Source organism: Rathayibacter sp. SW19, from assembly GCF_030866825.1.
GTDB classification, from domain to species: domain Bacteria; phylum Actinomycetota; class Actinomycetes; order Actinomycetales; family Microbacteriaceae; genus Rathayibacter_A; species Rathayibacter_A soli.
On sequence record NZ_CP133020.1, the window covers coordinates 391,023 to 403,576 of the forward strand.

Here is a 12,554-nt window from a genome sequence, read left to right on the forward strand (position 1 = left end):
CGGCGATCCCGCCCGTGTCCGGTCTCGATGCGTGGCTCGCTTGACTCCAGCCGATCGTCACATGTGACCAGTAGATAACGGTGTCCGAGATCTGCGCGGCAGATTACGCGGAATCGTGTGCATCCGCAGGTGTCAAGTAACAGCAGGGGTCTGCCGGGGTTCCCTAGAGGATCCTTCGGCCAATCGCCTTTGCCGCAATGGCGCGGCTGGCCCCGAAGAGCATCAAGGCGCCATAACGGTTGCTCCGATTCGACCAGGGAAAGAAGGTCAACGATGATAAGGGCATCCCGGTCTGAATCCGAGACGCACAACACAGTGGAGCCCATCTTGTCTCTGCGCGGATCTCCAATGCGTTCGGTGCCATACATGCCCTCGGCGGCGTCGACCTTGACGTTTACCCCGGGAGGTCCTCACCATTGTTGGGGATAACTGGGCAGGCAAGTCGACGCGGAGAAGACGCTCGCGCCTGCGTCCGCACGACTCTGCAACAATCACCGTGTGCGGTAGGCAGCCTTCGATTGACACTCGTCAAGGAGCACACAATCTCGGTGGCGCAACGGTCTTTCAGGATCTCGCTCCCTGTGGCAACCGCGAGGTCGTCTCTAAACTGTTCCTCGGTCACGAGGTCGGAACCTGGACACTGGGTCCTTTCGGCGGGCAAACCTGGCTAGTTGCTGATGGCTAACAGTATTTACTTGTCGCTATTGAATTATTCTCGCGTGTCGTTCACAGTAGACGTGAGGCGCAAAGAATAGGCGAGAGCGATGACGGTCGAGACTATTGCACTATCAACGGCACAGCCGAGCATTGCTGTTTCCCGCACGCGGCGCACGCGGCGTGTCCAGTCGGTCGAACACGCTATCGATGTCCTACAAGCGCTCGCGGGCGCCCCCCACGGGATGGGGGTGAGCATGGTGGCGCAGCGCGTAGGGCTCAGCAAGGCCACGGTGCACCAACTGCTCGGAACACTGGAGTCTCGGCAACTTGTCGTTCGTGATCCGATGCTTGCGCAGTATCGGCTGAGTTGGGGTTTGTATGAGCTGGGAGCCACCGTGGTGCGAAGGGTCGACCTGGCCCGGGTCGCGCGACGATACCTTGACTGGCTGGCCGCCAAGACAGGCGTGTCCGTTCTGTTGGGGTTGCTGGATCGGGACTCAGTGCTTTATCTAGACCGTGGCGAAGCAAGCAGTGGATTTCACCTGGTTGCGAATGTCGGGCAGCGAACAGCTCTCCACTCCACGGCGTCCGGAAAGGTGCTTCTGGCTTTCACGGACGACACGGGCCTGCTGCAACGCATCATGTCACGTCCATTGGCCCGGTTGACCGAGGCGACAATTGTCGATGGGGACAAGTTGCGCTGGGAGCTGGCGCAGGTGCGCCTGCAAGAGTACGCGACCTGCTGGCAGGAATGCGACATCGGACTATGTTCCCTGGCGATCCCGGTGCGTGCCCCTAACGGTGCAGTGATCGCGTCGCTCGCGCTCGCCGGTTCCGTTTCGAGGCTGAACAGACAGACAATTCCCGCGAGACTGGCACTGCTCCGGACCGCTGCTCACATGATCGGTACCGGGCTCGGGCACAGCCGAGGCACCAGCAACGAACCATAGAAAGTCCGGCTGTCAGATACGCATCGTCGCCGATGCGTGAGGAGCTGCCCCTGAAGTTTTGTATAGCGCAAGCCAACCTTGCAGAAACGTCTCACCACCGGCGCTAGTGTATGGAAGCTGCGGACACGTCAGTGCTGCGGAGTACTGACGGGTGAGTGCCCCGTCTCCGAGTACGACGAATTGTGCACCGTCCGGCAGCAGTGACCGTCACTTCGCTTGCGCTGCTTCGTAGCCGATCAGGAGTCCGGACAGTCGCTCGCGGATGCGCTCGCGCGCGGCGCCTCGCGCGACAACCTCGGCGCGGATTGCGAAGTAGTCGTGCAAGAGCCCAGGCGCCGACAATCCAACCTGCAGGCATCCGAGTGCCCCTGCCCCGGCCGCTCCGCGGGCGCCAGATTCTTGAGCGACACGGAATGCGGCAAGCCCTCAAGGAATTCCCCGGTCGGGAAAGTGCAGAAGTCGATGATATTGCCTTCATTGAGTTCCGTGAGAACTGTTTCGGTACCAAAATACGGCCCCGCGCCGTCCTCGGTACGGGGCATCAAGGTGCGTGCCACGTCCGGTGCTCCCGGAGATTTCAATCCTCTCCTTAGGTTACAGTTCGAGCAGGATGGAGGTTCCCGACTCTCAAACCGGGAACACGCGATGTGAGTGGCGTGCGTTCTTACCCGCCAGGAGTCGCCACACGGCCTCGGTGTAGTAGCTGTCGCCGACAATCACCGATCCACCGATGCCGTGGTCATGTGGCACGTCGAGTGCGGCGCCGCGCAGGATGCCACGCCCACGTCGGCTCCCATTCACGTACTTCACAGACAGCGCCTCGAGCATTCTTGCGGCATAGTCGTGCAGGTCAGATCGTCGGCGTGCGTCACCGAGGTCGGCCAACTCCAGAATTCCCGCATAGGCCAGACTCGCTGCGAAGGTGTCGCGAATCGGCTCTTCACCGGCTGGCAGATCGAAATCCCAGAGCGGCGCCGGCTCGTCTTGAACCCGGTCGATCCAGTAGTCGGCCATTGTGTGGGCGAGTTGGAGGTACCGGTGTTCGCCGGTGATCAGGTACACGGTGGCGAAGCCGTAAATGCCCCAGGCTTGACCGCGGGACCAGCAACCCTCCGGCGAGTAGCCCTGGTAGGTGTCGATACCATCCGGGTGGCCGCTTCCGTCGAACAGAAGCACCTGACCGGTCGATCCGTTTGGACGAACAAGCTGGTCCGCGATGAGTTCCACCGCAGCCAGTGCAGCGCGTGAAAGACCGTCATCCCCGGTTTGCCGCGCGTACCACAGCGGAACGGCGAGATTGATGACGTCGTCCACCGTGGTGAACGGGTATTGCGTATCGTCCGGTGTTCCGAACGATTTCATGTATCCGATCTCGAGAAAGCGCTCAGAGACGGTCTTCGCGGCCGCCAGCGCCAACGGCCGTAACCGGTCGTCGTGGGCGACCGCCATCCCGACGAGGGAGCCCCGAAAGAACATATGGGCCACCGAGGCGAAACTCCGCAGGCCTGCTCTGTTGGTCAGACGGTCGCTCCACGTGAATGCACGTTCACCCCATTTTGCACGCTCGTTCGGATCGTCCCCGTGTGCCGCCAAAAACCACAGGATTGCCGGCAGGTCGCCGACCATCCATGACCCGTGGTGGGGCAGAACGCCGCGCTCGTTCTGGTCGAATTCAGATGTCACCCAGTGGTCACCATCCGTCCAGATCGGGAACGCCGACATCTGCGACATCAGTTCCGCTTCTGCGCGGATCTCGTGCCACGCATCCTCTAATGTGGTCGTCATTGTCTGATCCTCACTCCCGAGTCGGCCGCCATTTCTTTTCGCGCTCTCCTTACCCTTTGGTAGACCCGAGTGTCAGGCCAGCAATGAACTGCTTCTGCAAAAGGAAAAAGATGATGATGGTCGGGATGGCAGCCATCAGGGCTGCCGCGGCAATCATGTTCTGATTGGCGACGAATTCACCCTGAAGATCGGTCAGGGCCGACGTGATCGGCCGATTCTTGCCCGTCGATATCAGGGTGATCGCCCAGAAGAAGTCGTTGTAGATCCACGTCGTGAGAAGCGTTGCCAGTGCCGCGAGCGCCGGGCGAATCGTCGGCAATGTCAGATTCCAGTACCTTGTCCACAGTGAGGCTCCATCCACCAGGGCGGCCTCGTACATCTCTTGAGGGATGGTTCTCATGTAGTTGCTCAGGACGAAAACGCAAAAGCCTACTTGGAAAATCACATTGATGACGATGAGTCCGAAGATCGAGTTGTACATCGATCCGCTTGAGCTGAGGAACTCCGGCAACGGAATCGCGAGATAGAGACGGTAGAGCGGCGTGATGATCACCTGCTGCGGCAGCAGATTGCCGGCGGTGAAGATCATCAGAAGCAGAATGTTCAACTTGATGTTAATGCGGGTGATCACAAATGCGACGCCGGATGCAAAGAACAACGTGATGAGCACGCCCGGCAATGTGATCAACACCGAGTTGACGAAGTAGCCCCAGATATTGGATTGCTGCCAGGCCTCGATGTAGTTCTGCAACGTCAGCGTCTTAGGCAGGGAGACATAGCCCAGCTTGTTGGTCTCGGTGATCGGTCGCAGGCTGACGTACAGGGCGAAGAGCACAGGCAGCAGCCACAGGATGGCGCAGCTGGCCATGAAAACCTCGGCCACGATCTTCCACGGGCGCATCCGAAAGTGTACTTTCCGCTTCTCCGGGCTTCGTGGCGGCGTCCCGTCCACTGCGGCGTGCGCAGTACGGATGTCTGTGCCGATCATCGGAAGCTCCCCTCTCGTTTGAAGGCCTGCCAGAGGAAGAAGGTGATCGGAACCAGTGCGATGACCAGCAGCACCACCCCGAGTGCCGAGCCGAATCCGATTCGCTGAATCTCGCCCACGATGTTGTTGGTGACGAGCACAGACAGCAGCTCAAGCCCGTGATGACCGCGATTTGTGATGTAGACCAGATCGAACGCCCGCAGAGACTCGATGACCGTGACGATGAGGATCACGATGTTGATGGGGCGCATCACCGGGAAGGTCACAAAACGGAATCTCTGCCACTCGTTGACCCCATCCAGTGAGGCAGCCTCTTTGAGCGCAGGATCGACGGACTTGAGTCCGGCCAGGTAGAGCACCATGACATAGCCGGCCTGCCGCCAACTGGCCTCCACCAGAACGGCCCACAGGTTCAAATTCGGATTCCCGAGCCAGTCGATGAGATTGCTGTTCGACGTGCGGCCCAAGACGCTGTTGATCAGACCGTAGTTCGACGAGTACATGAACTGCCAGATGATGCCGATCAGGGCGAGGGACAGGAGCACAGGCATGAACAGTGCGCTCTGGTAGAAGCGACTCCCCTTCACACCGCTGTCGATGATGAGCGCGAAGGCCATTCCGAGCGGCGTCGCGAATCCGACGAAGACGAGAAGCCAGATGACGTTGTGGAGTACCGCCGGCCAGAATTCAGGATAGATGGTCGCGGCCTGCACGTAATTCTGGGCCCCGTACCAGCATCCATTGTTCAGAACCGAAGGCATGGGCGGCGGCTGGCACGCCTGCATGGTGAGCCCGCCGACACCGTTCCAGCGCGTGAAGGACAAGAGCACGGACGCCAGCGCTGGCCCCCATACGAAGGCCAGAAGCGCCAGCGTCGGAATCCCCACCAGAATCGCGACCACGAGCTTGTCTGTGCGTGACAGATGGGCTAGCCGCAGCATGCCGTGCCCCCTCTACAATCTGAATCGAGCTCGCGTGACGCGCTGATCACGCGAAAATCGTCTTGGCTTGGTCCTCCAGCCGCTTCTGGATTGCGAGGATGTTGGACTTGCTCGGGTCCTGGATGAAGTCCTGCAGACCAGAGAATGCCGCTGCTGCCATGGCCGGGTCCGTGTCGCGATCGAGGAACTGCGAAACGGCCTTCTTCGATGAGATCAACGTGGCCGACTTCTTCTGGAGCTCCGTGTAGTTGGAGGTGTCCGCATCCTTGGTCATACCGACGTCCCACTTGTCAGTCTCGAGGAACTTCGCAGCTGCGGCACCGGTACCGAGGTACTCCAGCACCTTCTTGGCCGCGTCCGGGTTCTTCGCTTTCGCGGAGCACATGTAACCGTCGGCAGGCGCCTCCATGTAATCCGTCCCGTACTTGCTGTTGATGGCGGGGAATTCGAAGAAGTCCAAATCGGGAAGGTTCTCAGGGGAGTAGTTCGCCCCGACTTGGTTGGAACCCTGGAACATCATCACGGCCTCCTTGTTTTCCAGGGCCTTGGCGGCGTCCTGCCAGATGCGCCCGTTGGCACCGGTCTGGCAGTACGGCAGCAGCTCGGCATATTGCTCGAAAGTCGCCGTCACGCCTGGGTCGGTCCACGGCACCTCGTGGCGCATCAGCTTCATGTGGTAGTCGTAGCCGTTGAGTCTGAGGTCGATGGTGTCGAAGAATCCACACGCCGGCCACAAGTCTTTGTCGGCGAAGGCGATCGGGATCAGTCCGTCGGATTGCACCCGCTTGCAGAGGGTGATCAGTTCGTCCCAGCTGTTCGGAACCGCGTACCCGCCCTTTTCGAAAGCGCTCTTGTTGTGGAAGAAGACCCAGGGGTAGTTGTACATCGGGATGAAATAGTACTTTCCGTCGAGCCCCTTGGATAGCGCCTTGGCGGCTGGCCCGAAGTTCGATCCGACCTTGTCCCACACGTCATCGATCGGCGTCGCGAGTCCTTGCGCCGCGAAGAACTGCATACGGAATCCGGCGAACCACGTGAAGAGGTCGTCCGGTGTTGCCTGGAGATAGTTGCTGATGCTGCTCTTGAATGTCTCGTGATCGACGAGGTTCAAATTGATGTCGAGGCCCGTCGATTTCGACGCGGCATCGATGAGCGCCTGCTGCGAGTCCTTGACGCCGGGATTGGAGTTGTAAGAGCCCATTGTCACGGGTCCCTTGCCGCCGCCGGACGTCGGACCACCGGCACTTCCAGGGCTCGCGCACGACGCGAGCGTGCTGCCGCCGAAGCCAACCAGCGTCGTCGCTGCCAGGCCCCGCAAGAGTGTACGGCGGGTCAGCAGACTGCTGGTTGCCGAGCGTGTGTTCATTATCGCTGTGTTTGGAGTCATGGTCTTACCGCACCTCCGTGGTGAGCCGGGTTGGAATGCGTGAACCGTAACATTGGTGATCCACCCGAATGTCGAGAAGATGGCACTGCCAAACAGCGGTACACGTTGACGGGTAGACGGTCGGGTGGACCGGTCGCGATGCCTTCACCAGCCGCGGGCGAAGAACGCCGGATGCTTGTGCGGTAGTCGAGCCTTAGTGCCGGTGCAGACTCTCACGTTCGACGTGAGTAGTGTGTCCGCATGAGATTCGCGGACAAAGTCGTCGTAGTAACTGGCGGCGCTCACGGCATCGGCCGGGCGACCGTTGAGCGATTTCTGGCGGAAGGCGCGCGGGTCGCACTGCTTGACATCGATGTGGATGCCGCCGAGCAGGCGAGCAAGGAGCTGTCGACGGATACCGGCGACGGCGACGCCCGCGTTTTCGTAGCCGGCTGCGACATTCTGGACGCGGCGTCGGTCGACGCGGCCGTCGCATCCGTTGTCGAACACTACGGCCGGATCGACGTGCTCGCCTCCGTCGCCGGCGGCGATATCGTGCCCGACGACCCGCTGGGCGAGGCGCACTGGAACACCGTGGTCAGTTGGAACCTCCACGGCCCGGTGCGGCTGATTCGTGCGTGCCTTTCTCAACTCAAGCAATCGCACGGCGCGATCGTTCTTGTCGGCTCGGTCAACGGCATCCAGGCGTTCGGGCAGCCGGCTTATTCGAGTGCGAAGGCCGGGCTTTCATTGCTCGCTCGCAACCTTGCGGTGACACTGGGTCCGGACGGTGTGCGCATCAACGTGGTCGCCCCGGGAACCGTGCGCACCCGCGTGTGGGACAACCAGAGGGGTGGTGCGGATGCATTGCTGCCGCTGTATCCGCTCGGTCGTGTGGGGGAGCCGGCTGACATTGCATCCGCAATCGCGTTCCTCGCCTCGGCGGATGCCGCGTGGATCACCGGCGTCACCTTGCCCGTCGATGGCGGCGCCACCGTCGGACCGCTGGCCGCGTTGCCGCGCGAGCCGTGAGGTGCCACACCCGCGCACGCCGCCGCACTCCGTGACACAATCAGCGTGTGCCCCAATTCACCGATGGAGACGGCGTCGCGATCAGCTATTACGTGTGGCCGGTCACCCGAACGCGAGCGATCGTGCAGGTCGTGCACGGGGTGGGCGAGCACGCTCGCCGCTACGAGGAACTCGCCGCGACCCTGAACGCCGCCGGCTACACCGTCTATGCCGACGATCATCGCGGCCACGGCCAGACCGGCATGGAGCAATGGCACGGCGACGTAAGCAAGCTCGGCAAGCTCGGCGTGGGCGGCCTGCGGGCCGCGGAGCGCGACGTGCACCAGTTCAGCGAGATCATTCTGGCCGAGCATCCGGGCATTCCGCTGGTGATCCTCGGGCACAGCTGGGGCTCGTTCATGACTCAGAAGATCGTCAACAAGCACGCGGATGACTACGCCGCCGTCGTGCTCTCCGGCAGCGCTTATCTGATGCTCGGCTCGCTCAACAGCGGCGATCTCAACGCGAAGTACAAGGGTCCGAACGCGACCGGTGCCGAATGGCTGAGTCGCGACCCCGAGGTCGCGCGGGCCTTCGTCGCGGATCCGCTCACGACACTGACCCCGCTGGCAAAACTCTTCGGTCCAGCGGACACGCTGCGCATCCTCGGCCGGCCGGCGCGCGGCCTTCCTGTGGCGCTTCCGCTGCTCATTCAATTGGGCGACGACGACCCGGTCGGCGGTGCTCCGAGCAATGCCCGCCTCGCCGCCGCCTACCGCAAGCGTTCAGGCCTGACCGATGTCACGCTCACTGTCTATCCAGGCGCGCGCCACGAAATCTACAACGAGACCAACCGCGCCGAAGTCATGGCCGACCTCGTCACCTGGCTCGACGCCCGCTTTCCGCGGGCCTGACCAGTCGCATGACCATCCGCGCGACCAACCGCGCGACCAATCGCGCGACCAACCGTGCGACCAACCGTGAGGTGCGGATTTATGTCGCGCCCTGCGGCGCAAAAGCGACATAAGCCCGCACCTCAGCGGGTTACGCGCACGCGCGCCCGACGCACCGCGCCCGCGGAATAAGCTGTCAGCATGCATGGTGAGTACAAGGTTCCTGGCGGCAAACTCGTTGTCGTCGACCTCGAAGTGGTCGACGGCGTCATCGAAAACTTCCATCTGTCCGGCGACTTCTTTCTCGAACCCGACAGCGCGCTCGAACTCATCGACACCGCCGTCAACGGTCTCCCAGCGGATGCCGATGCGAAGCTGATCGCCGCCGCCGTTCAGCGCGCACTGCCTGCGGATGCTGTTCTACTCGGCTTCTCCCCGGATGCGGTCGCTGTCGCGGTCCGCCGCTCGCTCGCCCGCGCGACAACCTGGCGCGACTACGACTGGCAGATCGTGCATGCCAAGGCTGTCTCACCCGCCATGCACTTGGCCCTGGACGAAGTGCTCGCAACCGAGGTCGGCGAGGGCCGCCGCAAGCCGACGCTGCGGATCTGGGAATGGGACGAATCAGCGGTCGTGATCGGCAGCTTCCAGTCGGTGAAAAACGAGGTCGACCCAGTCGGCGCGGCGAAGTACGGCTATGACGTGGTGCGACGCATCTCCGGCGGTGGCGCCATGATGATGGAAAAGGGCGCCGTGGTCACGTACTCGCTCTACGTGCCCGCCGAACTCGTGCAGGGAATGACCTTCGCAGACAGCTATGCGTTCCTCGACGAGTGGACCGTGATCGCGCTGCAGTCGATCGGCATTGACGCCTCCTATCAACCGCTCAATGACATCACGAGTCCAAAGGGCAAGATTGGCGGCGCCGCCCAAAAGCGATTCGGCAATGGCGGTGTGCTGCACCACGTGACGATGAGCTACGACATGGATGGGCAGAAGCTGCTCGAGGTGCTGCGCATCGGACGCGAGAAGATCAGTGACAAGGGCATCGCATCCGCCGCGAAGCGGGTTGACCCGCTGCGCAGCCAGACCGGGCTCAGCCGCGCCGAGATCATCGAGCGGATGAAGGAAACGTTTGTGCGCCTGCACGGTGGCACGCCCGGGGATATCAGCGCAGAGGAGTACGCAAAAGCCGCCCAGCTGGTGACGGACAAGTTCTCCACGGCTGCCTGGCTGAATCGCGTGCCGTGAACGCCCCAGACCCCCACAATGAGGGTCAACCATTGTGTTCAGTCGCGTCGTGTATCCTGACGCGGTGAATGGGTGGATCATCGCGGGCGTCATCGTACTCGTGGTCGTCGTGCTCGTCGTCGGGAACGCCCTCGGCTGGATCGACCTGTCGGACAAGAGCAGGCGCGGCGGACGCGGAAGCGGTGTGCTGTCAATCGGCGACGAAGTGTTCGCGCCGACCAGGCACGAAGCTCAGGCCGAACTGGATCGTCAGACGATTCTTCCGGCACCCGCACCGATCGCCGGAGACGGCGACAAGGGCATCTTCCACGACGGGCCGGTGCGCATCCGCCTCGACGCTGACGGCAATTCGGTTCGCTGAGTACCCCCGGTGGTCGAGTAGCCCGCGAGCGAAGCGAGCAGGCGTATCGAGACCCCCTGCACTGCCGCAACCAGGTCTCGATACGCTCGCTAGCGCTCGCTACTCGACCACCGAGGGGACGGTCTCGGGACGCTCGCTAACGCTCGCTGCTCGACCACCGAGGGGACGGTCTCGATACGCTCGCTAGCGCTCCCTACTCGACCACCGAAGGGCGACTCAGCGGGTCAGCAGATCCTGGTAGTCGGGGTGCTCTTCGAGCCAGTGCTTGACGTACGGGCACTCCGCGACCACTCGAAGATCAGTCGTCGCCCGCACGTCGTCCAGTGCGAACTGCACCAACTCTGAAGCCAGTCCGCGCTCGCGTTTCTCCGGGTCGATCACCGTGTGCGTGAACACGATGGTGCCGTCATCGATTCGGTACTCGGCGAAGCCGGCTTCGCCATCCTCTTTCGAAATCACATACCGATTGCGGTCTGTTTCATTCGTCACGACGTGAGCCATAGCGTCAGCCTACGCGACAGGTCAGGGGAGAATGGAGTGATGTGTGCACCGTGGACCCCAGAGTCGAGCAACCGTGTGATCCAGGCCGATAACCTTGTCGTTCTTCCGGCGCTTCCGGATGCCGCGTTCACCGTCGTCTACCTCGACCCGCCGTTCAACACCGGGCGTGAGCAAAGCCGGCAGAGCACGACATCCGTTCGCTCTCCGACCGGCACAATCACCGGTTTCAAAGGGCACAGCTATGAGCGGATCAAAGGTGATCTGCTGAGTTATGATGACCGGTTCGAGAATTATTGGGAGTTCCTCGAACCGCGGCTGGCCGAGGCCTGGCGACTGCTCGCCGACGACGGCACGCTCTACCTGCATCTCGACTATCGGGAGGCGCATTACGCCAAGGTGCTCCTTGACGCCCTGTTCGGGCGGGCGTCGTTCCTCAATGAGATCATCTGGGCTTACGACTACGGCGCCAAGTCGAAGAACAAATGGCCGGCGAAACACGACACGATTCTGGTCTACGTCAAGAACCCGAAGCGCTATTTCTTCGACTCCGCGTCGGTTGACCGCGAGCCGTACATGGCCCCCGGGCTCGTCACTCCGGAAAAGGTCGCTCGCGGCAAATTGCCGACGGATGTCTGGTGGCACACCATCGTGTCGCCGACTGGTCGCGAAAAAACAGGCTACCCCACCCAGAAACCGGAGGGGGTGCTGCGACGCATGGTGCAGGCATCCAGTCGGCCGGGGGATTGGGTGCTCGATTTCTTCGCAGGCAGCGGCACGACCGGCGCTGTCGCGGGCGCTCTCGGCCGTCGATTCGTACTCGTCGACCAGAACGCCGAGGCGATCGCGGTGATGCGTGCACGGTTCGCGCCGTTGGTCGGCGTGGATGTCGAGTTCGAGCTCGACGCGCCGGAGCCATCGGCCGACGCCAGCTGACGACGGCGCGCTGACGACGGCGCGCTATCTGGGCGAATGCCCAAGCGAGATGTGCAAGGCTTGACGGCGATGTTCGCACGAAGGCAGCCCTCCCGAAGCCCACTCAGAGCCGCCCCGTTCGTCTGGGGCGCACTCGGTAGCGCTGCCGCGTTCGCGGGTGTCTATCTGTTCTTCGTGCGCAGTTATATGGGACAGTTGGTCGATGAGCGGGCGTTCGCGGGGGCGGATGCCTGGCAGGCCGGTTTCGTCACGGCGACGCAACATTTTCTCAACGTGTTGCCGTACGTCGCGGTGGGTGCTGCAACCCTGCTCGGCATTGCCATTGTGCTGGTACGACGTAACTGGCTGGTGTTCGTCGCGGCACTCGCCGCGGCTGCGGCGGCCAACGTCTGCACGCAGCTGCTGAAGTACCTCTTTCTCGGCCGGCCGCAGCACGGTGTCGCGGATGGGCTGGCGAACTCGCTGCCGTCGGGGCATGCCACAGTTGCGGCATCGGCGGCTCTTGTCGTTTTCCTGGTGGCCGCACCGCGCCTTCGCCCGCTGGTCGCCATGCTCGGAGCGATCTTCACGATTGTCGCAGGGGCCGCGACGCTCGTCGACCAATGGCATCGCCCGAGCGATGTGGTCGCTGCACTGCTCGTTGTGGCGTTCTGGGGCTGCGCTGCCGGCTTCGTGCTCGCGCGCTCTCGTGCCCGCACGGCACTGTCATCCGTTGCAGCCCGGCTGCTGACTCTGGTCTGGATCGCGATCGGGTGCGCCGTGGTCGCCGCCATCGCCCTCGTGGTCACCTACGTATCGGCCCTGGCGGGCGCCAGTCATCTTCTCATCGCATACGTCGGCGGCCTTGCCGCAATCATCGCCGTCTCGTTCGCGTTGGCTGCGGCAGGCAATCGCCTGTTCCGGTGGCTCGCCTGAGC

13 protein-coding genes are annotated in these 12,554 nt (G+C 62.4%); 7 read left to right on the forward strand and 6 right to left on the reverse strand.

All coding sequences use genetic code 11. From position 1 onward, the window contains the following. Positions 1-764 precede the first annotated feature (764 nt). Positions 765-1,607 (forward strand): IclR family transcriptional regulator, encoded by an 843-nt coding sequence (locus tag QU604_RS01850; RefSeq protein WP_308467099.1) that lies wholly within the window; start codon positions 765-767, stop codon positions 1,605-1,607. 207 nt (positions 1,608-1,814) lie between these two features. On the opposite strand, the gene QU604_RS01855 is transcribed toward QU604_RS01850, so the two are convergent. The 5 genes from QU604_RS01855 to QU604_RS01875 form a co-directional block, all read right to left on the reverse strand. Next, entirely contained in the window at positions 1,815-1,961 is a 147-nt protein-coding gene (locus QU604_RS01855) for a 2-dehydro-3-deoxygalactonokinase (protein ID WP_345784282.1), read from the reverse strand. A 273-nt stretch (positions 1,962-2,234) separates the two neighbouring features. After that, positions 2,235-3,392 carry a YyaL domain-containing protein gene (locus QU604_RS01860; protein WP_308467101.1) on the reverse strand — a complete coding sequence of 386 codons (1,158 nt, stop codon included), beginning with the start codon at positions 3,390-3,392 and terminating at the stop codon, positions 2,235-2,237. Positions 3,393-3,441: 49 nt separating this feature from the next. Continuing rightward, on the reverse strand, positions 3,442-4,380 hold the full coding sequence (locus QU604_RS01865; RefSeq protein ID WP_308467102.1) for a carbohydrate ABC transporter permease: 939 nt from the start codon (positions 4,378-4,380) through the stop codon (positions 3,442-3,444). Beyond that, positions 4,377-5,321 (reverse strand): carbohydrate ABC transporter permease, encoded by a 945-nt coding sequence (locus QU604_RS01870; protein ID WP_308467103.1) that lies wholly within the window; start codon positions 5,319-5,321, stop codon positions 4,377-4,379. The genes QU604_RS01865 and QU604_RS01870 overlap by 4 nt, the downstream gene beginning before the upstream one ends. A 46-nt stretch (positions 5,322-5,367) precedes the next feature. Then, positions 5,368-6,687, reverse strand: a complete 1,320-nt coding sequence (locus QU604_RS01875) for an ABC transporter substrate-binding protein (protein ID WP_308467104.1) — start codon at positions 6,685-6,687, stop codon at positions 5,368-5,370. Between the two features lie 261 nt (positions 6,688-6,948). Between QU604_RS01875 and QU604_RS01880 the strand changes: the two genes are divergently transcribed. The 4 genes from QU604_RS01880 to QU604_RS01895 all read left to right on the forward strand — a co-directional run bounded on the left by QU604_RS01880 (position 6,949) and on the right by QU604_RS01895 (position 10,203). Continuing rightward, positions 6,949-7,719 (forward strand): SDR family NAD(P)-dependent oxidoreductase, encoded by a 771-nt coding sequence (locus tag QU604_RS01880; protein ID WP_308467105.1) that lies wholly within the window; start codon positions 6,949-6,951, stop codon positions 7,717-7,719. A 47-nt stretch (positions 7,720-7,766) separates the two neighbouring features. After that, a complete protein-coding gene (locus tag QU604_RS01885) occupies positions 7,767-8,612 on the forward strand; it encodes an alpha/beta fold hydrolase (protein WP_308467106.1) in 846 nt (281 codons plus the stop codon). A gap of 180 nt (positions 8,613-8,792) precedes the next feature. Continuing rightward, positions 8,793-9,842: a lipoate-protein ligase LplAB gene (locus QU604_RS01890; protein ID WP_308467107.1), complete on the forward strand. Its 1,050-nt coding sequence runs from the start codon at positions 8,793-8,795 to the stop codon at positions 9,840-9,842. A gap of 64 nt (positions 9,843-9,906) precedes the next feature. Beyond that, positions 9,907-10,203: a hypothetical protein gene (locus QU604_RS01895; RefSeq protein ID WP_308467108.1), complete on the forward strand. Its 297-nt coding sequence runs from the start codon at positions 9,907-9,909 to the stop codon at positions 10,201-10,203. 216 nt (positions 10,204-10,419) lie between these two features. Here the strand turns inward: QU604_RS01895 and QU604_RS01900 are convergent, their stop codons facing one another. After that, positions 10,420-10,704 carry a GNAT family N-acetyltransferase gene (locus tag QU604_RS01900; RefSeq protein WP_308467109.1) on the reverse strand — a complete coding sequence of 95 codons (285 nt, stop codon included), beginning with the start codon at positions 10,702-10,704 and terminating at the stop codon, positions 10,420-10,422. Positions 10,705-10,743: 39 nt separating this feature from the next. Between QU604_RS01900 and QU604_RS01905 the strand changes: the two genes are divergently transcribed. Then, positions 10,744-11,637: a DNA-methyltransferase gene (locus QU604_RS01905; RefSeq protein WP_308467110.1), complete on the forward strand. Its 894-nt coding sequence runs from the start codon at positions 10,744-10,746 to the stop codon at positions 11,635-11,637. A 36-nt stretch (positions 11,638-11,673) separates the two neighbouring features. Beyond that, positions 11,674-12,552: a phosphatase PAP2 family protein gene (locus QU604_RS01910; RefSeq protein WP_308467111.1), complete on the forward strand. Its 879-nt coding sequence runs from the start codon at positions 11,674-11,676 to the stop codon at positions 12,550-12,552. Positions 12,553-12,554: the final 2 nt, after the last annotated feature.

What these genes read in the sequence shown, in the direction of transcription:
- QU604_RS01850 (WP_308467099.1), top strand. Translation starts at nt 765, where the DNA reads ATGACGGTCGAGACTATTGCACTATCAACGGCACAGCCGAGCATTGCT.
- QU604_RS01860 (WP_308467101.1), bottom strand. Translation starts at nt 3,392, where the DNA reads ATGACGACCACATTAGAGGATGCGTGGCACGAGATCCGCGCAGAAGCG.
- QU604_RS01865 (WP_308467102.1), bottom strand. Translation starts at nt 4,380, where the DNA reads ATGATCGGCACAGACATCCGTACTGCGCACGCCGCAGTGGACGGGACG.
- QU604_RS01870 (WP_308467103.1), bottom strand. Translation starts at nt 5,321, where the DNA reads ATGCTGCGGCTAGCCCATCTGTCACGCACAGACAAGCTCGTGGTCGCG.
- QU604_RS01875 (WP_308467104.1), bottom strand. Translation starts at nt 6,687, where the DNA reads ATGAACACACGCTCGGCAACCAGCAGTCTGCTGACCCGCCGTACACTC.
- QU604_RS01880 (WP_308467105.1), top strand. Translation starts at nt 6,949, where the DNA reads ATGAGATTCGCGGACAAAGTCGTCGTAGTAACTGGCGGCGCTCACGGC.
- QU604_RS01890 (WP_308467107.1), top strand. Translation starts at nt 8,793, where the DNA reads ATGCATGGTGAGTACAAGGTTCCTGGCGGCAAACTCGTTGTCGTCGAC.
- QU604_RS01900 (WP_308467109.1), bottom strand. Translation starts at nt 10,704, where the DNA reads ATGGCTCACGTCGTGACGAATGAAACAGACCGCAATCGGTATGTGATT.
- QU604_RS01905 (WP_308467110.1), top strand. Translation starts at nt 10,744, where the DNA reads ATGTGTGCACCGTGGACCCCAGAGTCGAGCAACCGTGTGATCCAGGCC.
- QU604_RS01910 (WP_308467111.1), top strand. Translation starts at nt 11,674, where the DNA reads ATGCCCAAGCGAGATGTGCAAGGCTTGACGGCGATGTTCGCACGAAGG.